The sequence below is a fragment of the Halorhabdus amylolytica genome (assembly GCF_004944975.1).
GTDB classification, from domain to species: domain Archaea; phylum Halobacteriota; class Halobacteria; order Halobacteriales; family Haloarculaceae; genus Halorhabdus; species Halorhabdus amylolytica.
In genome coordinates, this window is the sequence record NZ_SPQG01000005.1 from 146,883 (window position 1) to 166,134 (window position 19,252).

Annotated in this window: 19 protein-coding genes; 15 read left to right on the forward strand and 4 right to left on the reverse strand. The window is 59.2% G+C overall.

Features of this window, described 5'->3' with window-relative positions; genetic code table 11:
- Positions 1-190: 190 nt before the first annotated feature.
- Positions 191-859 (forward strand): hypothetical protein, encoded by a 669-nt coding sequence (locus tag E3374_RS08975; RefSeq protein ID WP_136688739.1) that lies wholly within the window; start codon positions 191-193, stop codon positions 857-859.
- A gap of 286 nt (positions 860-1,145) precedes the next feature.
- Here E3374_RS08975 and E3374_RS08980 read toward each other — a convergent pair whose 3' ends face one another.
- Positions 1,146-1,754: a transcriptional regulator gene (locus E3374_RS08980; protein WP_136688740.1), complete on the reverse strand. Its 609-nt coding sequence runs from the start codon at positions 1,752-1,754 to the stop codon at positions 1,146-1,148.
- Positions 1,755-3,179: 1,425 nt separating this feature from the next.
- Between E3374_RS08980 and E3374_RS08985 the strand changes: the two genes are divergently transcribed.
- Together E3374_RS08985 and E3374_RS08990 are read left to right on the forward strand one after the other, a co-directional pair.
- Positions 3,180-3,434, forward strand: a complete 255-nt coding sequence (locus E3374_RS08985) for a hypothetical protein (protein ID WP_136688741.1) — start codon at positions 3,180-3,182, stop codon at positions 3,432-3,434.
- A gap of 298 nt (positions 3,435-3,732) precedes the next feature.
- Positions 3,733-5,121 (forward strand): GIY-YIG nuclease family protein, encoded by a 1,389-nt coding sequence (locus tag E3374_RS08990; protein WP_136688742.1) that lies wholly within the window; start codon positions 3,733-3,735, stop codon positions 5,119-5,121.
- Between the two features lie 146 nt (positions 5,122-5,267).
- On the opposite strand, the gene E3374_RS08995 is transcribed toward E3374_RS08990, so the two are convergent.
- Positions 5,268-5,501 carry an HTH domain-containing protein gene (locus E3374_RS08995; protein ID WP_136688743.1) on the reverse strand — a complete coding sequence of 78 codons (234 nt, stop codon included), beginning with the start codon at positions 5,499-5,501 and terminating at the stop codon, positions 5,268-5,270.
- A gap of 207 nt (positions 5,502-5,708) precedes the next feature.
- Between E3374_RS08995 and E3374_RS09000 the strand changes: the two genes are divergently transcribed.
- Positions 5,709-6,089, forward strand: coding sequence for a hypothetical protein (locus E3374_RS09000; protein WP_136688744.1), 381 nt, complete (start codon positions 5,709-5,711; stop codon positions 6,087-6,089).
- A 611-nt stretch (positions 6,090-6,700) separates the two neighbouring features.
- Positions 6,701-6,889 carry a hypothetical protein gene (locus E3374_RS09005; protein ID WP_136688745.1) on the forward strand — a complete coding sequence of 63 codons (189 nt, stop codon included), beginning with the start codon at positions 6,701-6,703 and terminating at the stop codon, positions 6,887-6,889.
- Between the two features lie 12 nt (positions 6,890-6,901).
- Here the strand turns inward: E3374_RS09005 and E3374_RS09010 are convergent, their stop codons facing one another.
- Positions 6,902-8,149, reverse strand: a complete 1,248-nt coding sequence (locus E3374_RS09010) for a site-specific integrase (protein WP_136688746.1) — start codon at positions 8,147-8,149, stop codon at positions 6,902-6,904.
- Between the two features lie 264 nt (positions 8,150-8,413).
- On the opposite strand from E3374_RS09010, the gene E3374_RS09015 reads away from it, so the two are divergent.
- Positions 8,414-9,622 (forward strand): DUF7094 domain-containing protein, encoded by a 1,209-nt coding sequence (locus E3374_RS09015; protein WP_136688747.1) that lies wholly within the window; start codon positions 8,414-8,416, stop codon positions 9,620-9,622.
- Between the two features lie 151 nt (positions 9,623-9,773).
- Entirely contained in the window at positions 9,774-10,241 is a 468-nt protein-coding gene (locus E3374_RS09020; RefSeq protein ID WP_136688748.1) for a type IV pilin N-terminal domain-containing protein, read from the forward strand.
- Positions 10,242-10,283: 42 nt separating this feature from the next.
- Here the strand turns inward: E3374_RS09020 and E3374_RS09025 are convergent, their stop codons facing one another.
- On the reverse strand, positions 10,284-10,904 hold the full coding sequence (locus E3374_RS09025; protein WP_136688749.1) for a methyltransferase domain-containing protein: 621 nt from the start codon (positions 10,902-10,904) through the stop codon (positions 10,284-10,286).
- A 169-nt stretch (positions 10,905-11,073) separates the two neighbouring features.
- Here E3374_RS09025 and ahaH point away from each other — a divergent pair, with 169 nt between their 5' ends.
- The 8 genes from ahaH to E3374_RS09065 all read left to right on the forward strand — a co-directional run bounded on the left by ahaH (position 11,074) and on the right by E3374_RS09065 (position 19,242).
- Positions 11,074-11,406: an ATP synthase archaeal subunit H gene (ahaH, locus tag E3374_RS09030; RefSeq protein ID WP_136688750.1), complete on the forward strand. Its 333-nt coding sequence runs from the start codon at positions 11,074-11,076 to the stop codon at positions 11,404-11,406.
- Positions 11,393-13,591 (forward strand): V-type ATP synthase subunit I, encoded by a 2,199-nt coding sequence (locus E3374_RS09035; RefSeq protein ID WP_136688751.1) that lies wholly within the window; start codon positions 11,393-11,395, stop codon positions 13,589-13,591. The genes ahaH and E3374_RS09035 overlap by 14 nt, the downstream gene beginning before the upstream one ends.
- A gap of 199 nt (positions 13,592-13,790) precedes the next feature.
- Positions 13,791-14,051, forward strand: coding sequence for a hypothetical protein (locus tag E3374_RS09040; RefSeq protein WP_136688752.1), 261 nt, complete (start codon positions 13,791-13,793; stop codon positions 14,049-14,051).
- Between the two features lie 19 nt (positions 14,052-14,070).
- A complete protein-coding gene (locus E3374_RS09045; protein WP_136688753.1) occupies positions 14,071-14,673 on the forward strand; it encodes a V-type ATP synthase subunit E in 603 nt (200 codons plus the stop codon).
- Positions 14,670-15,743, forward strand: a complete 1,074-nt coding sequence (locus E3374_RS09050) for a V-type ATP synthase subunit C (protein ID WP_136688754.1) — start codon at positions 14,670-14,672, stop codon at positions 15,741-15,743. The genes E3374_RS09045 and E3374_RS09050 overlap by 4 nt, the downstream gene beginning before the upstream one ends.
- Positions 15,740-16,063 (forward strand): V-type ATP synthase subunit F, encoded by a 324-nt coding sequence (locus tag E3374_RS09055; protein WP_136688755.1) that lies wholly within the window; start codon positions 15,740-15,742, stop codon positions 16,061-16,063. The genes E3374_RS09050 and E3374_RS09055 overlap by 4 nt, the downstream gene beginning before the upstream one ends.
- A 3-nt stretch (positions 16,064-16,066) precedes the next feature.
- A complete protein-coding gene (locus E3374_RS09060) occupies positions 16,067-17,830 on the forward strand; it encodes an ATP synthase subunit A (RefSeq protein ID WP_136688756.1) in 1,764 nt (587 codons plus the stop codon).
- Positions 17,827-19,242: a V-type ATP synthase subunit B gene (locus E3374_RS09065; RefSeq protein WP_136688757.1), complete on the forward strand. Its 1,416-nt coding sequence runs from the start codon at positions 17,827-17,829 to the stop codon at positions 19,240-19,242. The genes E3374_RS09060 and E3374_RS09065 overlap by 4 nt, the downstream gene beginning before the upstream one ends.
- The last annotated feature ends 10 nt before the right edge of the window (positions 19,243-19,252 follow it).

The window sequence follows — 19,252 nt, forward strand, 5'->3', positions numbered from 1 at the left end:
GAACATCGTGGATCTCGAAAGCAACATCAATAATTTCACCAGCCGCGCCTGTACCTATGAGGACCACAATTATTATCAGGATCACGATGACTTGTAGGATTTTTCCAATCATGGTTTGACTCCGGGTGTCATTACCGGGTGAAAAAAGAAAGTGATATTGAGCGTCAGCATATATGCTGAGTTTAATACAATGGAAGATTCGTACCACAAGATCGTGGACAGCCGACGATATAGAGGGGTTTTAACTTCAGGTGATGTAGAATTTATTAATGATCCAATAAATAAAGAAAAAGGCAGACGAGATGCCAAATACAGAATCAGAGAGAGGATAACAAATTCAATTCGGGATTTAGAATATTTACATTACCAACTCCCTCGTAGACAAAAGAGACGTCTTGGGAACAAACTTCACGATGATTTATCAAACGTAGATCGGGTTCTGAACTCTGCTATTGCATTATTGTACAGTATCCATGCAGGTGAAGAACACCCTGTCGAAGATTCCATTTTGGGAGAGAATATAATCCCGTTTGAAGATCGGACTACGAGGATGGTGGCAAATTCACTAGCCTTATTGGAGTTAGCAAAAGGGAAGAGACCAGATATTAATATAAAGATAGATATTAATTCTACAGAACCAGACCCACAACAAGTTATCAATCGCGTTCTGTCGGGAGATGGAAAATGGATCGATATTCATTATCTGTCAAGAAGGAATTCACTTGTCCCTTTACTCGATAAAATCATCGAGTCCGAAAAATCTGTTATAATAACTTCTGACTATCGGAATGACAGAGAATTAAGGATCGATTCTGATTACGCAAAGGAAATGAAAAAGAAGGCCAGGAGATTCGAATAATATTCGGGCCCCAGCATAAAGGCGGATAATTCTTATTTCTCATTAGTTCTCGATTCGCATCATCCGCAGCGTATGTATCACCGTTTCCATCGTGAAATAAGCACAAGATACGCGCCTTGTATCCAGCACGGCTATCAGAATAGCTCTATGAACTGGTAGATAATCCAGTCATTAATTATTCACTCCTACTTATCAGCCGTTTCATCGATTCTTGGCTCGAATCAATACTGCGTGAGGAATTCTATGTTATTAGTTCGACTGGTTGATATGAGGTTTGTGGAAGTCTTCAATCACCAGAGAGAAGCCAGATGATAACCGCACCGTGCTGATGGTGTGGGTGCTGAAGGCCGTCAAAAGGCTCGATAGCGGCGATCTCAACGTCGATGTCGTACCAGTACGAAACATCACGCTGGAACTTCTCGGCGATCGTTTCCGCCCGTAATTGTTCGTACTCCTCATTGTTCTTCTCGTAGTAGAGCCCGAGGAGTCCGGTCGGTTGGTCGAAGCCGGAGTCGACTAACTTTCGAGCGTCGGTGAGCATCGACGACAAGCTGCGCTCAGGGAACGGGCTGAAGACGCTCTTGTACATGTTGGGATCGATGTTCCCATTGTCCAGCCGGAACCGGAGTAATTTGGCCTCGATCGGGAGACGAACGCCGTCGGTCTCGACGAGCAGGTCACACCGCTGCTGGCTACCTGGATATGGAACCTCAGTCTGGATATCGCCAGCGCGATCCGCTTCCAATTCGTCGAGGATCATCTCAATCTGGTTCTCCTCCTCAAAGGGACCGATACCAGCCTTCCATCGACTGTGCTGTGCGTCGGCATCAGCTTGTGGGATCACGTCGGCAAAGTGTCGAGCGACTCGTTGGAGGATCACTGAGGGATTTGACATGCATTCCAATGACTTCGGGTAGCAGATAGCGCTTTCCCAATCATCTCGAAGAAGGGGAAGACAGGTGCTCAAGGCCTCACTCGTCGCAGTGAGCCAATTCGAGCGGTAGAGCGATCTCAAGTAGCGCTAAAGCGGCGGTATCGGGGGTAAAATCCCTCCCCTCATTCCGGTGATCGTTCGCCCCGTCCCAACACAGAGCAAGAACAGGGGATACAGGGACCTTAAGCAGCGCTCAAGCGAAAGAACAGCCGGCGGGCAAGCACCCCTTTGAGCGGTGGTCGTTCCCGGTCAGTCCGAAACGAACGGGAGAGACCACCCAGAGAAGGGCGCTCAAGGGGTGGTTTACCCCCGCTGAAGCGGTGGTCTCAGGATCCGGTATCGAAGAGCACCGAGAATAGCGGAGCGAAAGTGCTCAAGCGGCGCTCAAGCGAAAGAACGACCGGCGGGCAAGCGCCCCCTTGAGCGGTGGTCGCTCCCGGTCGTTTTGAGAGAAGGGAGAAAGACCACCCAGTAAGAGGGTGGTCAGCGGGTGATTCACCCCCGCTGAAGGGGTGGTCTAAGGGGCCGATATCGAAGACCACCGAGAATAGGGGAAAGAGGGTGCTCAAGCAGCGCTCAAGCGAAAGAACGACCACCACCGAGGCACCCCTTGGAGGGGTGGTCGTAGCCGGTCGATCTGAAACAAAGGGGAGAGACCAACCGGAAAGGGGGTGCTCAAGGGGTGGTTTGGCCCCCTGAATGGGTGGTCGTATTGGCCGCTATCGAAGAGCACCGAGAATAGCGGAAAGAGGGGCCTCAACCAGCGATAAAGCCAGAGAACGACCAGCGGCGAAACACCCCTTGATCGGTGGTCGTTGCCGGTCGACCTGAAACGAAGGGGCAAGACCAACGAGAAAGTGGTTACTCAAGGGGTGGTTTGCCGCTCCTTCAGGGGCGATCTCGGTGGTAGGAATTGAAGACCAGCAAGATCAGCGGATAGAGGGCAATCAAGCAGCGAAATACTTCGCTTGAGCGAGGGCGGATAGTTGGCTGATAGCAGCAATGTTTGCTGCTTCCCGATTTCGACGGAATTGAAGACCAGCAAGACCAGCGGATAGAGGGCAATCAAGCAGCGAAAAACAGGCCGTACGAGCAGCGGTCGAAATGGGTAATTGGTCGTTGGTCGTCGATCAATCGACAACCATCCAGGCAACGATCAAAGGCCGAAGGAAAACGGGTTACTCGGACTTACCCGGTTATTGATTCGGGTGTTGCGACTTCCGTTCGAAGACCATCGTCGTCGTCAAAATTGGCGAATAATGTCCCTCATAGCATCATACACTGATCACGCATGCAGCATATGGATTACTAGAGGACGGTTTCACGATCTCATGATCAAGAGTTATACCCACACTATTTTCTAGCCGTAGTCTATTGGTTTGGTCGATGACCGATAGAATTATTGATGTTACACGTTGGGAAGAATCTAATGGACCAGACTACGACGAGGAAGACGTTGATCACATAGTAGCTGATGAGGATGTCGATGAAGTCGTCTACGGCGGATCTCTTGACGGTGAAGAACTCGTTCGAGTGCTTACTACGGTTGAGGAAGACGGTAGAGAGGTAGACTACACCGTCGATCTTTCTGAATCGGTGATTAGAGAGGCAGCAAATAGGCTTGATGACATTGACGAGTGAACAGACTCAGAATTTTATAAGTAATACGATCCGGATGGACTAATCAAAATTGTGCTGACTGACCACACCACTTTCGGACAGACCGAGTTGTTGTGTAAGATAACCGCCCTGTATCTTGCACGAGGTTTTCTACCAATTCTAATATAGGTACTACTTCACTATCTTCGGCAAGAGCCCTACAGAAATCCGCATCAGCAGATTTCACATCAGGATGGATATCGCCGTTCCGGGAATCCCTGACAAGTTAAGACGAACTCAGTATTAATTTTTTTAATATACGACTGTTGATAACTGACGCATGTCAGCCTCGGAATCAAAAGCAGCGGTGTGGGACGAGTGGGTGACAAAGACCATTCTGTCGGATGTCCGTTCCGAGGAGACGCCTGATCCTGTCCCGATGATCGACGAGTCGGGGTCTCAATTGGAGATGACTGACGCATATGACTCCTATCGATTGGGCCGTGGAAGTGGCGATTATCTATATTTGCTCTATCTTCTTGCGGAGCCTGTCGACGGACCGTCTGCTGTCATCCCTGTCTATATCGGCGAAACAAGCCAGATCGCAACCCGGCTCATGGACCATTTCAGAAAGTTACGGGATGCCCTCCCCATCAAAGACTGGGAAGACGATGGCTCGTGGGGTAGTTACGGGAAGTACGATCACATTGCGACAGTCTACGACCGCGCGGACTCTCCTCTCTACGCCTGGGTAGTCGACGTTACCGAAATCGACACTGGTCCGTATGGATATCCCACGTATCGACAGGAACTTGAAGCCAAGACAGTCGGACTCGTCCATTCCCACCCGCGGTTCAACCGCGTTTTTGCAAACCGGGATTTTGTGCCGAACAGAGTTCCCCACGAGATGGGGAAGGTCGGACCCGACTGGGTTGATCTCGACCACAATGACTCAAACGAAGAAGCAAAAATGGTTGCTGATATCGAGGCACGCGAGTTGAGCGGCAAAAGCAAAACATCGCTGTGGCACGACTGGGTTGAACAGACAATCTGTCGTGAGATTCACGATTCCGATTCAGAAGACCCGATTCCGCTGTTCGAGACGGACGACGATCTTCTCGTTGAACTTACGGAAGTGGGATCGTCGTCGGTACTCAAGCGTAGTGACGAAATCGATGCTCGAATCCGCAAAGAAGGGAAACGTTGTGTCCACAGCGATGGCGTGACAGACGGCCCCGATGGATTGCTCTATGTCATGTACCAGCTCGCCTCTGACGGCTCATCGCCAGAAGATATTATTCCACGATATATTGGTAAGGCAGAGGCCTACGGGAAGAAGAACGAACTGAGTGCCAACTTCGAAGAAATCGCATATGATCGGACTGGGACTCGGAGTTTCGCTCGTTGGGGTGATGGCAGCTACTGGCACGTCGGTGAGTTGTCAGAGACCGTGTTTGGCGTCGATTCCAAGAAGCTCAGTTGGGCTAGCGAACTCTTTGAGCAGGGAACTCGTCGGTTGAAAGACCAGACGTATCTCTGGATCAGGGCCTGGGACCCTCACCACTATCCGGGACCGTACGGGTATCCGGCGTACCTGGCCGAGGTGGAAGCCCTGTTGATCGGGCTGGTTTACGAGGCCTACCCTGAGCACCTCCTCAATCACGCAGAGGTGCCAGACATGGCGCCTGCCAACCGGACCGACTACCAGTTCCGACCCGCTACTGAGTAAGGTGTGAAGTTTTCTATGACACGCTGGAATACGTAACTAAGTGTTTCTTGCCAAAGCAAATGCCCGACCACTAGCCGCGAGGTCTAAGTGGGTTACTTTCACTGCAGCCGTCTCGCTTCCCACAATCGTTTCAAATAGAGAGTCCACTACTCTGAGACAATCCAGATGAGCGAGTTCCCGACTTCACGGCTCTCGATATCTCCTTTCTCGTCGATCGACTTGAGACGAGTGTAGGCAGTCCGGCGGGTACAGCCGACTTCATCGGCGATTTCAGAAGTACCCGCCATGCCATCGAGGTGGCGAATTGCGTTGACGAAATCAGAGTCCGAGTAGCTGGTCGTGTACTTCCCGGACTCCTCGTCACGATCTTTCCCTGGCACTGTTTTCCCCTTCGAGTACATCACGTATGTAAATAGTGAATCCTCCTACAGCATGAGTCCCTTTTCCTCAGTGTGTGATGGGGAAGCTTTATCACCATTACACAGAATAGGAGATGGTAAGAGAAACCGGTCCCTCGGGGCACAACCAATCGAGAAGTGCCCGCCTGTTAGGCCCAGGCGGGCCGGGTTCTCGGAGACCAAGAACCCATGACGACAAACGACCCATCGACGCAAGAATGCACCGACTCGGAAAGTGACTTAGACGACCTAAACGTTCATTCTGACGTTCTCGCGGTCAAACTCACGGCACAGGCGACGATCGAGGACACATTACCCGAGTCTGTTACCGAAGAGGAGGCTGCAACAATCGTTTCCGAGCACGTCGAGCCAGCCCGGCGTGCGCTCATCAAGCCCGGTCGTGATCGTACGAAGGCGCTTCGAGAACTACAAGCGGCGCTCCTACAGCTCCAGACGGCGCTGTTCGGTGAGGAAACAGATAGCGAGGGATGTGAGCCACCAGCAACCGTTGAAGTATCGGTTCAGGTGCCGAGAGATGTCGCTCGCACAGTAGGCGCGGGCCAGCGGTAGATAGCGGGGTAGCTTGTCCGAAGTAATATAGAATGTGAGATATTTACGATGCTTCCAACCTGTGTGATATCTGAGTCTCTCATCGCTGTAATGCGGTACCTTCGAGGGTTAGTAAATAACTTAATTATTTGCTTAACAACAGGTTTGAAGTATGACAATCAGGAATATCTGCACTGTACAATCGGAGGCGACACGAAAACGATGACTCTCGACAATTGGAAGGTGCGAACGGCAGGCCGGTCGAAGCTCACCAGGCTTCGGCCCGCCGTTCTGAAACGAATGGACCGGGAAGCGATCTTCCCGTCTCTAGTTACTAGCGCTAGATACTTAGATCTTCGGGACGACGGCTTCCTGGTCCGGTTTCGCCGGCCTTACCGGCGCTTCATCGGATCATGGATTCACAGCACGATGAACTAGCGACTGGTAGTATCGTCCTCGAGGAACACCGCCACACCGGGGGTGGGCGGGATGATTGAGCGGTTCGGCCACGACAAGATTCGTCTGGTTGAGTGTCCTGCCTGTGGGACCGATCTACGCGACAAGCGCGTCTCACACCACGTCGCATCCCACACACCAAGCGAGTTCGGTCTGTCGCCGAAGGGGGTGATTCGGTGACGGCGAAAAGCACAGACGGGGACCAGTTCGTTCAAGAAAACAAGGACACCCTCGTCCGCATCCTCAAGCACGGAGACGACGAGTTTGTCCGTGCTCTCGCGCTGAGTGCGCTCGTTCGGTACGGGAGCGAGCCGACGTTGCACGACGTAGAAAGCGAGATCGAGCGGGCTAAGGAGGAGGTGTAGACGGTGACTGCCTCAGCTCTCGCCAGCACTGGCGAACTCTCGAGCTTCGCGGAGGATTTCAGTGTTCTCGTCAGCAAGTTCGATGAACCGCTCGACACGCTCGATGTCGTCGAGCAGCTCGGGATCGTCGCGAGCGATCCGGAGCAGTTCGGTTCGCGTCTTTCGTTGGTCCTTTTCGAGTTCCTCCATCGCCGCGGCGTCGAGCGCCTGGTGGCACCAGACACAGGTAGGTTCGTCTCGTGGCGTCTCGTTCCCACACCGAGGGCATGTGACCGGTGCGATCGGATCGGACTCGTCTTCCTCAACGTCGACGCCGTGGGCCTGGGCAATGGCGCGATCGTTGGCATCACCGAAGACAGCCACGTATCGGGAAGCGACTTTCGACCCACGGTCCCAGCCGTGGTGATCCTCGATGTGAGCCTGATTCACACCGTCCGACGCGAGATACGAGGCGGAGGACTTCCGCATTCGGGTAAACGTCACGTCTGTGTGGGTGATACTGGCCTTCCGGGCGTGCTTCTTGAGGATCTTGAGCTTCATCTGGTAGCTGATGTCCTCCGGTTTGTTCAGCTTCGACCAGAGGGGCGCATCCGGCTGTTCCGGGGCGGGATGAACGTTCAGCCACTGCTTGAGATAGGGTACAGCAGTCGTCAGGACAACCGACCGCTCACCCTTCTTTCCATCGACGGAGATTCGCAGGCCGTACTTGTGGTCAGAAACGTCGCCGACGGTCAGATTTCGGATCTCCCCGCTCCGGGCACCCGAGTCCCACGCAACAGCGATGAGTGCCTTGTCACGGGCGTGTCGGCACTCGTTGAGCATCGGCTGAATGTGGTCGTCCCACCAGAGCATCTTCGCCGGGTTCGGCATCGGGTTATAGTCCTTCGATGTGGTCGCCGAGACCCACGAAATGCTGTCGGGGATCTCGTCGCTGTCGCTGACGTGCTTCCCAAACATCCGAAGAGCAACTCGGTAATCCCGATTCGACTCCTCGTTGTCGTAGGTGTCGTGAATCCAGCGGACGATGTCCTCGGCAGCTCGCTTGTCTTCGAGGGCGTTAGCCAGCCCACCGACTTCCTCGGCGATACGCACACAGTGTCTGAGGAGCTTCTCACGGCGCTCTTTTCCGTACTGGCTACCGAGCAGGGCAAGCCGACTGTCGAAGGCCTGGAGTACCTCCTGATCGTCTCCACTCATCTCCTCGCCGCGCTCGATTCGGTCCTGCAGATTCTCGATTCGGCGATCTGCGTTCCTCGTCATCTAGACGGGGGGATGTCATGTGGGCATGTAAACCACCAGTTGAGGTCCGGGAGGCGGCATGCCCTTCTCGCAGCGAACAAATTCGTGAGGCATGAGAGTGGTATCTGACCGGATTTGAAATAGACCAGAAAGGCACAGTGAATCGAGAATTTCTGGGCGTGGTTCACAATTCGGGAGGCGGCATGGAATCCCGAGGGAGCTCCGTCGTGTCGAACCAGCGACTCGTCGCTGGGTTTTTCACGGGGCCTGCTCAACAGTCACCCGATGCAACGTCGCGCGGCTGCCCTCATCGCCCTCTCGGTCCTCGGCTCGGTCTCTGTCATCGCGGTCGCCACTGGCACGACCCCGGCGATGGCCCTCATAGTGGAGTCACAGAACGGAACCGTCAGTCAACTGGATATCCCCGCCGAAAACGTCTCCGCGGACGAGCGGGTACTGGTCAATGCTGACCTCTCAAGTGCGCTTGCAACCGATCGTGAACGGCTTCGAGCGACAGTCGATTCCGGCGCCTTCGGACGTGCTTTCGAGGCGAGTCCCAATCGAACGAGTCGGATCGAGACCATCCAGCGAACCCTCGACGCGATCGTTAGTGAGAGTAAACAACTACGCGAACAGCGGAATGAAGCTGTCCGGGCGTACAACCGTGGCGAGTACAGTTCCGAGGAGCTGTTCCGGGAACTCGCCCGAATCAGCGCGTCTGCTGGCGGCATCCGTGACCGGGTGACCACCATCGAGACGACGGTAGAGCGTAGCGAGTTCTCGATGCCGCCAGATGTCGCCGCTCGCCTCTCCAGCGTCGAGGCGGAGGTTGTCTCCCTCGACGGGCCACTGACCCAACGCCTCGTCCGGACGACCCGTGCCGAACGTCCCGCAGGACGACTCTCGCTCCGAAGTAGTGAGGACGGCATCGTCATGGGAGCGGTCGACGGCGAGACTTACCTCCGGGAGGCGACAGTCTGGACTGCCAGAGCAGAGACAGGCGAGAACGTGTTCGGGTCCGACGGCACGTCCCCGCTGGTATCGGTCCACGAGCGGGCTCAATCCGTCTATCCGTGGGCGTTCGAGAATCTGGTGTCGAACCCGAGCATCAGCGGGTTCGGCGACTCGCCGGTCTACCCAGTCAGCCTCAATCACGCTCACGGCGAACTCGAGACGTATTTCGACGGACGAACGACGGACGTTTTTTTCGAAGTCCAGCGTCTCAGTCTGTCGTCGCTACCGACGACGACGGTCGCGACCGAGCGGGCCGAGTTCTTCTCGATCGAGGTTAACGAGACGACGAGCCGTGGACTGCTGTCAGTCAGCGTCTTCGATGCGGACTCCGGCGACCCGGTCTCTGCGACTGTCTCCGTCGGCAACGAAACGGTCGGAACGACCGGATCCGACGGCCGGCTGTGGATGCTTCCGGTGTCGGATTCGGAGACGATCACCGCGCACAACGGTGAAGGATCCGTCTCGGTCACTGTGTCGTAGCTCGAAGAGTCACTCGTCATCTTGGTCGTAGCTCGAAGAGTCACTCGTCATCTTGGTCGTAGCTCGAAAAGTTAGTCGTCATCTCCCTGGTTGTAGCTCGGGGGGCGGTCGTTCCCCCAGTTCAAGTACTGGAACGCGCCCACGGCCATCAATGGACGGACGTGGCATCAGTCCGGTCGTCGGTACGTGTGTAATCGTCGTGCTGACGGTCCTCCTCGTGGCCGCCACTGGGACGATCATGCTCGGTGCGGACCACCATCAAAAGCCGGCGACGACGACACGATTGAGCGCCAGTGTCGACGCCTCGGACGATCGGATCGCCCTCACTCACGAGGGTGGAGACACGTTGGCTCCCGAATCACTCGCGCTTCGGGTCAGGATCAACGGCACGCCCCTCGATCGACAGCCGCCAATCCCGTTCTTCGCCGCGAAGGGGTTTCGCGCCGGCCCGACGGGACCGTTCAATGCGGCGACGACCGGCAAGTGGACGGCCGGCGAGACCGGATCGATCCGCCTGGCGAGCACGAACGCGCCGAACCTGACTGCCGGCGCCCGCGTCGAACTCACCCTGCTGGAGGGCGAGGACGTCCTCGCCACCGTCGAGACGACGGCCGGATAGAACGGGGACGGGCCATCGAAGCATACCGGAAGGAGCGACGGATCAGCGCGGGACGCGAGCGACAGTCGTGATGGCGATGTCCGGATCGTACGACGGTCCCATCGTCACGTGTTCGATCGACTCGAAGCCCGCGGCCTCGAACATCCGGTCGGCCTCCTCGGCGTCGTAGAATAGCATGATTGCGTCGGCGAGTTTCTGGAAGATAGTCGAAGCGGGATAGTTCGGGCCGACGACGAGCACCTGCCCGCCCGGACGGGCGACACGGCGACACTCCTCGAGGGCCTCGACGGGATTGGGCCAGTACTCGATCGATCCCGACGACCAGACGATGTCGAACGTGTCCTCGGCGAAGGGGAGGCGTTCGGCGTCGCCCAGACAGAACTGGACCGGGCCACGGGTACCGAACTTCTCGAAGGCCTGCTCGAGCTGATGGGGACTCTGATCGAGGCCATAGACGTTTTCGGAGTGTTCGAGGATCCCTTCGGTCCCGAATCCCGTTCCACACCCGACGTCCAGGACCCGGTCACTCTCGTCGATCTCGAGCAGTTCCAGGGCCTCGCCACGCATCTCCTCGTTCCAGATGAACGGGTTGATCCGGTCGTAGATTGTCGAGAGGTACTTGTAGAACAGCCGCGCACGCGACTTGTCTTCCAGAAAGCCCATCGTGGCCCCGTTGGGTCTTCGGGGGCATAATTCCATGGATCGAACGGATGTCACCGGGACCCGGTCGAGAGACCGACCGGATCGGGCAACGGTTGCCGGATCAGAGGGTTCGGAGGCGCGAACACTTCGCAACGCCCAAATAGGCGCTCTCACAACCGACGTGTGATAGATGCCCAGGCCCGAGGTTCTCGACCGTATCAAGGAGGCCGAGCAGGAGGCGGCGGAGATCGTCGAAGAGGCCAAGGAGGAACGCGACGGGCGCCTCGAGGAAGCCCGGAAAGAGGCCGAAGCGATCCGCGATCGGGCCCACGAGGAGGCCGAGGAGACGGCCCAGGAGCGTCTCGAGAGGGCTCGCGAGGAGATCGAGGCCGAGCGCGAGGAGATCCTGGCCGAGGGGCGCGAGACGCGCGAGCGTTTGGAATCCCAGGCCGAGGAACGCATCGAGCCGGTCGTCGAATACGTCCTCGAAGCGTTCGAGGAGGCGGTACATGCTCAGACCTGAGCGGATGAGCCGGGTCTCGGTGACCGGCTCGAAGGCTGTCATGGCCGACGTGATCGAGACCGTCCATAGTCTCGACCTGCTTCACATCACCGAGTACGACGGCTCCTTCGAAGGGTTCGATCCCGGCGATCCGGGCGAGGGCGCCGACGAGGCCTCGAACAGGCTCGTGACAGTCCGGGCGCTGAAGTCGACGCTCGGCGTCGAACCCGAGGACGCGGGGCCGACGCGACTGGTCACCGACGAGGCACTGGAGGACGAACTCGAAGACATCCGCAGGGAGGTAAACGACCTCGACGACAGACGTGACGAACTCGAACGCGATCTCCGGGACGTCGAAGAGGGGATCGAGCGCATGGAGTTTTTCGTCCGACTCGGCATCGATCTGGACCTCCTCTCGGGGTACGACTCTCTGTCGGTTGCGGTCGGCGAAGGGGATCCCGGGGAAGTACAAAACGTACTCGACGGGACCGACGCGATCGAGGCCGCCGAAGTGTTCTCCGAAGGGACTGCACTGGCTGCCTTCGCCAACCCGGCCGACGACCAGGTGCTCGAGGACGCTCTGGTCGGGACTGACTTCGAGGCCGTCGAGATTCCGGACGGCGACGGCGACCCGGAAACGTACCTCGAGGAACTCAGACACCGTCGCCAGCGGCTGGAATCCCAGCTCACGACGGTCGAGAACGAACTCGAGGAACTGAAACTCGACGTCGCCAGCTTCCTGCTGGCGGCCGAGGAGAAGCTCACGATCGAAGTCCAAAAGAGCGAGGCGCCGCTGACCTTCGCGACCACCGAGAACGCCTTCCTCGCCGAGGGCTGGATCCCGACCGACGAGGTCGACCGCTTCGAGGACGCACTCGGAAAAGCCGTCGGCGACCACGTCGCCGTCGACGAACTCGAACGCGCCGACTACGACGAGGACGGCCAGCCGACAGATCGCGAGGCCGTCGACACCGAAGGCGGGATCGACGCCGACGGGAGCGAGACTGCCGAGGTGGCGCCGGACGGTGGCACACCGGACGGGACGGTCGCCGACGGGACGAGCGGAATCCTGCCGATGAGTACGGGGATGCCGCCCGTGGTACAGGAGAACCCCGGCCCGGCCCGACCCTTCGAGTCACTGGTCGAGGTCATCAACCGGCCGAAGTACTCGGAACTGGACCCGACGGTCGCGCTGTTCCTGACGTTCCCGCTTTTCTTCGGATTCATGATCGGCGACCTTGGATACGGACTCCTGTACGTCCTGCTGGGCTACGTGATCTATTCGCGGCTGGAGAGTGACGTCCTCCGGAGTCTCGGCGGCGTCGGCATGTGGGCCGGCGGCTTCACCGCACTCTTTGGCGTCCTTTACGGCGAAGTGTTCGGCCTCCACCAACTCGGGGAAATCGTCTGGAACGGTCATCCACCGATCCACAAGGGGCTGCAACCACACTACATCGCCTTCGCCCAGGCGTGGCTACTGGTCAGTATTATCGCTGGCGTCGCTCACCTGGCCGGCGGACGAGCACTGGATTTCGTCAACAACGCTGGACACGGCCTCGGGGAGGCGTTCGTCGAGAGTGGCTCGTGGATCATGCTCACAGTGGGACTCTGGTTGTGGGTCTTCAGCACGCACGTCAGTGGTCCCAAGCCGGACTTCATGTTCGAAGTCCTCGATAGCGGTGGTGCTCTGCCGCTTGGATTCGCCGGCTTCTCCCCAACGGTCGGGCTGGCTGGTCTCGCCGTGGCCGGCGCCGGGTTGGCCCTGGCGGTGTACGCGGAAGGTGGCATCGCCCTGATCGAAAGCATCACGCAGGCGTTCGGGCACGTGGTTTCTTACACTCGACTGGCAGCCGTTCTGCTCGCGAAGGCCGGGATGGCCCTCGCAGTGAACCTGCTGGTGTTCGGTGCGTACATCCACGAGGGGGAGTTTCACCTCATCTTCTTCAATGGCTTTCCCGAACACGGGACCGTCATTTTCGCGGGCCTGGTCAATGGGAGCGATCCTGTGATGATCGCGCTGGGCTGGCTCGGCGGAATCGTCGTGCTTTTGCTCGGCCATCTGCTCGTGCTGGTACTGGGCATCTCGTCGGCGGGCCTGCAGGCGGTTCGCCTGGAGTACGTCGAGTTCTTCAGCAAGTTCTACGAGGGTGGCGGCAAGCGATACAGTCCCTTCGGGCACGATCGGGAATACACAGCTGAAGGCTGATTTGGCGTGTTGACTGCGATAGGAGTCGGTCTCGTGGGCTGTTCGGGAAGGGGTCGGTCGGATCGAACTGGGTACATTTGATCGACCGGTAGCGACGATGAAAGCGGCAAAATCCGAGATAGCGGAGCGGTTTGAGAAGTTTTATGAACGTGCTGGAGCGAAGTGACGTCTGTTCGGATACACCATACGGAATCCAATCATGAGCGTACTACCAACCCTGACGGACGTCATACTCCAGACGTACGAATCGGATCCTGCAATCCCGGCCCTGGCTGCGGCGGCACTCGCCGTCGGGCTAGCATCGTTCGGTGCAGGGTATGCCGAGCGTGGAATCGGCTCGGCGGCTGTCGGTGCCATCGCCGAGGACGAGAGTCTGTTCGGCCGTGTCCTCATCCTGACGGTCATTCCCGAAACGATCGTCATCCTGGCACTGGTCGTCGTCTTCCTGACACTGTCGTAGTAACGAGGTTCTCGAAGGTATGAGCCTCGAAACGGTCGTCGAAGACATCCGCGAGGAAGCACGCGCGCGTGCGGAGGAGATTCGCACCGAGGCCGATTCGGAGGCCGAGGAGATCGTCGGCGAGGCCGAGGCTGAAGCCGAGGAGATCCGCGCGCAACGCGAACGGGAGGTAGAGCGCCGGATCGAACAGGAGCGCGAGCGGCGGCTCTCCAGTGCAACCCTCGAGGCCAAACAGGAACGTCTCAAGGCTCGTCGGACGGCCCTTTCGACGGTCCGCGAACGCGTCGAAGAGCGTCTCGCGGAGCTAGAAGAGGACCGTCGCAAGCGCCTCACCCGCGAAACGCTCGAGGCAGCCCTCGCAGAGTTCGATGGGGGCGAGATCGAAGTGTACTGTCGGCCGGCCGACGAGGAGTTGGTCGAGGGCATTCTCACCGAGTACGACGCGACGTTGGCCGGCGAGGTCGAGTGCCTCGGCGGCGTCGTCGTCGAGAGCACCGCCTCGCGGGTCCGGGTGAACAACACGTTCGACTCGCTGCTCGAGGACGTCTGGGACGACGAGATCCGGGAGATCAGTGACCGTCTGTTCGCGGACGAGGACCTCGAAATCGAACCCGAGAAATGAGTCCACGAACGAGAAGTTCCGGCGGTTCGAGCAATTACGAGTACGTGGTCGCGCGGGTCCGGGCCCGCCGGGCCGCGCTGTTCGACGAGGACGATTACCGCAAGTTGGTCCGGATGGGAACGGGCGAGATCGCTCGCTTCATGGAGGAGACCGAGTACGAGCGGGAGATGAACGCCCTCGGCGCTCGCTACTCGGGGGTCGACCTCATCGAGTACGCGCTGACACGGAACATGGCCAAACACTTCGAGGACTTACTGGCCTGGGCCGAGGGCGAACTGTACGAGAACGTCGCCCGGTACCTCCGGCGCTTCGACGCCTGGAACGTCAAGACGGTCTTGCGCGGGATCTACTCGGGCGCCGACGCCGAGGCGATCGAATCAGACCTGATCCGGGCCGGCGAACTCACCGATGAGACGCTGGATCGACTGGCGAGTGCGGAGTCGATCGAGGGCGTCATCGAGGGACTCGAAGGGACGATTTTCTACGAGCCGTTGCTCGGATCCTTCGAGGACTTCGAGGCCGAAGAGTTGCTCGTCCCCCTCGAGAACGCGGTCGACCGGACGTTCTACGAACAGTTGATCGAGGACCTGCCGGACGAGCAATACGCCGACAGGGCGACACAGTTGTACCTGGAGTTCCTCCGGGCGGAGATCGACTTCCGGAATCTCCGGAACGCGCTGCGGATCGCACGCAGCGGTGCCGACATCGACCCCTCGGAGTACTACATCGATGGCGGCAGTCTCTTCGATGCCGAAGAGGTCCGGCGACTGGCCGGCGACAAGGACCTGCTCGTCGAACACGTCCGGGAGAGCGGGTACGGCGATGACCTCGAGACCGCCCTGGAGGAACTGGCGGCGGCCGAGGACCTGATCGGGTTCGAGCACGCCCTGGACGCGGCGTTGCTCGAATATGCCGATACACTGTCCTACCGATATCCCGTATCGATCACGGCCGTGCTGTCGTACATTCTGGCGAAGGAACGCGAGATAGACAACATCCGTGCGATCGCCCGCGGCCGCGAGAGCGGGCTACAGCCGGACGAGATCGAACGGGACCTGGTGATGCTATGAGCAAGGAGATCGCGGTCATCGGCAGTGCGGACTTCACGACTGGCTTCCGGCTGGCCGGCGTCCGGAAGTTCGCCAACGTCCCGTCCGAGCCGAACCGCGAGGAGATGGACGAGGCCGTCACGGGGATGCTCGAGGACGACGAGGTGGGGATCATCGTCATGCACGAGTCGGACCTTGAGCACCTCTCGCGTGACGTCCGCGAGCGGGTCGAGACGAGCGTCGACCCCGTCCTGGTGACGTTGGGCGGCGGCGCCGGCAGCGGCGGGTTGCGCGATCAGATCAAACGTGCCATCGGTATCGACCTGATGGAGGAGGAGTAAACTATGAGTCAAGCTACGAGTACAGACGTCCGTGAGGACGGCGTCATCGAGAGCGTGAGCGGTCCCGTCGTCACGGCGACGGGCCTGCAGGCCCGGATGAACGACGTGGTCTACGTCGGCGAGGAGGGCCTGATGGGCGAGATCATCGAGATCGAAGGCGACCTGACGACGATCCAGGTCTACGAGGAGACCTCGGACGTCGCACCCGGCGAACCCGTCGAGAGTACGGGTGCGCCACTCAGCGTCGACCTCGGCCCGGGGATCCTGGACAACATCTACGACGGTGTCCAGCGTCCCCTCGAAGGCCTAGAGGAAAAGATGGATTCGGCGTTCCTCGATCGCGGGGTCGACGCTCCCGGGATCGACGTCGAGAAGACATGGGAGTTCACGCCCACCGTCGAGCAAGGAGACGAAGTCACCGCCGGCGACATCGTCGGGACCGTTCCCGAGACCGAAAGCATCGAACACAAGGTGATGGTGCCGCCCGATTACGAGGGGGGCGAAGTCGTCGAGACCAACAAGGGCAACTTCACCGTCGACGAGACGGTCGTTTCGCTGGACAATGGCGAGGAGATCACCATGCACCAGGAGTGGCCGGTCCGCCAGTCCCGACCCGCCGGTGACAAGGAGACTCCAACTGACCCATTGGTGACAGGTCAGCGCATCCTGGATGGGCTATTTCCGGTAGCCAAGGGCGGAACAGCCGCAATTCCGGGCCCCTTTGGTAGCGGGAAAACTGTCACCCAGCACCAATTAGCCAAGTGGGCCGACGCAGACATCGTCGTCTACGTCGGTTGTGGCGAGCGGGGCAACGAGATGACCGAGGTGATCGAGGACTTCCCGGACCTGGAGGACCCAAAGACCGGCAAGCCCCTCATGTCTCGGACGAGCCTCATCGCCAACACGTCGAACATGCCCGTCGCGGCGCGTGAATCGTCGGTCTATACCGGTATCACGATCGCGGAGTACTACCGAGACATGGGCTACGACGTGGCGCTGATGGCCGACTCCACCTCGCGGTGGGCCGAAGCCCTCCGAGAGATCTCCTCGCGCCTGGAGGAGATGCCCGGCGAGGAGGGCTATCCCGCCTATCTGGGCGCTCGCCTCAGCGAGTTCTACGAGCGGGCTGGTTACTACCAGAACGCAAACGGCACCGAGGGATCGGTCACGGTCGTCGGGGCAGTCTCGCCGCCGGGTGGTGACTTCTCCGAGCCAGTGACCCAGAACACGCTGCGGATCGTCAAGACGTTCTGGGCACTGGACGCCGACCTCGCCGAGCGTCGACATTTCCCGGCGATCAACTGGGACGAGTCGTATTCGCTGTACCGTGATCAGTTGGACCCGTGGTTCCAGTCCGAGGTCGCCGATGACTGGCCGGAGATCCGCCAGTGGGTCATCGACACGTTGGACGAGGAGAGCGAGCTGCAGGAGATCGTCCAGCTGGTCGGCCAGGACGCACTGCCGGCCGACCAGCAGCTCACCCTGGAGGTCGCCCGTTATATCCGGGAGTCCTACCTCCAGCAGAACGCCCTCCACGATGTCGACACGTACTGCGAACCGGAGAAGACCTATCGGATGATGCAGGCCATCAAGAGCTTCAACGACGAGGCCTTCGACGCGCTGGACGCAGGCGTCCCGGTCGACGAGATCACGGATATCGACGCAGCACCACGGCTCAACCGGATCGGAACGACGGAGGGCTACGAGGAGTTCGTCGGGGAGATCGAAGAGGACATCGAGGAGCAACTGCGGGGGATGTACCAATGAAAGAGTACAAGACGATCACGGAAGTCAGCGGCCCACTCGTGTTCGTCGAGACGGACGAACCGGTCGGCTACGACGAGATCGTCGAGATCGAGACCGGCGACGGCGAGACCCGCCGTGGTCAGGTACTCGAATCGACGAGTGACCACGTCGCGGTCCAGGTCTTCGAGAGCACGCAGGGGATCGACCGGGAGTGCTCGGTCCGGTTCCTGGGCGAGACGATGAAGATGCCCGTCACCGAGGAACTGCTCGGGCGGGTACTGGACGGCACCGGCCGGCCGATCGACGGCGGACCGGACATCGTCCCGGACGAGCGCCAGGACATCGTCGGGAAAGCGATTAACCCCGTCTCCCGGGAGTACCCGCGGGAGTTCATCCAGACCGGAATCAGCGCCATCGACGGCATGAACACGCTGGTCCGGGGCCAGAAGCTTCCGCTGTTCTCGGCGTCGGGGCTGCCCCACAACGACCTGGCGCTGCAGATCGCCCGCCAGGCGGAAGTGCCCGAGGAGGACGAGGGCGAGGACAGCGAGTTCGCCGTGGTCTTCGCGGCGATGGGGATCACCGCCGAGGAGGCCAACGAGTTCATGGACGACTTCGAGCGCACCGGTGCGCTGGAACGCTCGGTCGTCTTCCTCAACCTCGCGGACGACCCCGCGGTCGAGCGGACGATCACGCCGCGGCTGGCGCTGACCACCGCGGAGTATCTGGCCTTCGAGAAGGGGTATCACGTCCTGACGATCATGACGGACATGACCAACTACTGTGAGGCCCTCCGGGAGATCGGGGCCGCCCGCGAGGAGGTCCCGGGTCGCCGGGGCTATCCCGGATACATGTACACCGACCTGGCAGGATTGTACGAGCGGGCCGGTCGGATCGAGGGCGTCGAGGGGTCGATCACCCAGATTCCGATCCTCACGATGCCCAGCGACGACGACACCCATCCGATCCCGGACCTCACCGGGTACATCACCGAGGGTCAGATCTACGTCGACCGGGACCTCAACAGCCAGGGGACCCGGCCGCCGATCTACGTCCTGCCCTCGCTATCGCGGCTCATGGACGAAGGGATCGGCGAGGGGCTGACCCGCGAGGACCACGGAGACGTCTCCGACCAGCTCTATGCCGCCTATGCGGAGGGCGAGGACCTGCGAGACCTCGTGAATATCGTCGGTCGCGAAGCGCTCTCCGAGCGTGACAACAAGTATCTGGACTTCGCCGATCGCTTCGAGAGCGAGTTCGTCGACCAGGGCTACGACACCGACCGGACGATCGAAGAGACCCTCTCGATCGGCTGGGACCTGCTCTCGATGCTGCCCGAGGAGGAACTCAACCGTATCGACGAGGAGTTCATCGAGACTTACTACGACGCGGGTTCGGACGCGACGATCGAGGCCGCCGAGGCCGACGACTGACGCGCGATCC

What these genes read in the sequence shown, in the direction of transcription:
- E3374_RS09050 (WP_136688754.1), top strand. Translation starts at nt 14,670, where the DNA reads ATGAGTCCACGAACGAGAAGTTCCGGCGGTTCGAGCAATTACGAGTAC.
- E3374_RS08990 (WP_136688742.1), top strand. Translation starts at nt 3,733, where the DNA reads ATGTCAGCCTCGGAATCAAAAGCAGCGGTGTGGGACGAGTGGGTGACA.
- E3374_RS08985 (WP_136688741.1), top strand. Translation starts at nt 3,180, where the DNA reads ATGACCGATAGAATTATTGATGTTACACGTTGGGAAGAATCTAATGGA.
- E3374_RS09045 (WP_136688753.1), top strand. Translation starts at nt 14,071, where the DNA reads ATGAGCCTCGAAACGGTCGTCGAAGACATCCGCGAGGAAGCACGCGCG.
- E3374_RS09055 (WP_136688755.1), top strand. Translation starts at nt 15,740, where the DNA reads ATGAGCAAGGAGATCGCGGTCATCGGCAGTGCGGACTTCACGACTGGC.
- E3374_RS09035 (WP_136688751.1), top strand. Translation starts at nt 11,393, where the DNA reads ATGCTCAGACCTGAGCGGATGAGCCGGGTCTCGGTGACCGGCTCGAAG.
- E3374_RS09010 (WP_136688746.1), bottom strand. Translation starts at nt 8,149, where the DNA reads ATGACGAGGAACGCAGATCGCCGAATCGAGAATCTGCAGGACCGAATC.
- E3374_RS09015 (WP_136688747.1), top strand. Translation starts at nt 8,414, where the DNA reads ATGCAACGTCGCGCGGCTGCCCTCATCGCCCTCTCGGTCCTCGGCTCG.
- E3374_RS09000 (WP_136688744.1), top strand. Translation starts at nt 5,709, where the DNA reads ATGACGACAAACGACCCATCGACGCAAGAATGCACCGACTCGGAAAGT.
- ahaH (WP_136688750.1), top strand. Translation starts at nt 11,074, where the DNA reads ATGCCCAGGCCCGAGGTTCTCGACCGTATCAAGGAGGCCGAGCAGGAG.
- E3374_RS09040 (WP_136688752.1), top strand. Translation starts at nt 13,791, where the DNA reads ATGAGCGTACTACCAACCCTGACGGACGTCATACTCCAGACGTACGAA.
- E3374_RS09060 (WP_136688756.1), top strand. Translation starts at nt 16,067, where the DNA reads ATGAGTCAAGCTACGAGTACAGACGTCCGTGAGGACGGCGTCATCGAG.
- E3374_RS08980 (WP_136688740.1), bottom strand. Translation starts at nt 1,754, where the DNA reads ATGTCAAATCCCTCAGTGATCCTCCAACGAGTCGCTCGACACTTTGCC.
- E3374_RS08975 (WP_136688739.1), top strand. Translation starts at nt 191, where the DNA reads ATGGAAGATTCGTACCACAAGATCGTGGACAGCCGACGATATAGAGGG.
- E3374_RS09025 (WP_136688749.1), bottom strand. Translation starts at nt 10,904, where the DNA reads ATGGGCTTTCTGGAAGACAAGTCGCGTGCGCGGCTGTTCTACAAGTAC.
- E3374_RS09020 (WP_136688748.1), top strand. Translation starts at nt 9,774, where the DNA reads ATGGACGGACGTGGCATCAGTCCGGTCGTCGGTACGTGTGTAATCGTC.
- E3374_RS09065 (WP_136688757.1), top strand. Translation starts at nt 17,827, where the DNA reads ATGAAAGAGTACAAGACGATCACGGAAGTCAGCGGCCCACTCGTGTTC.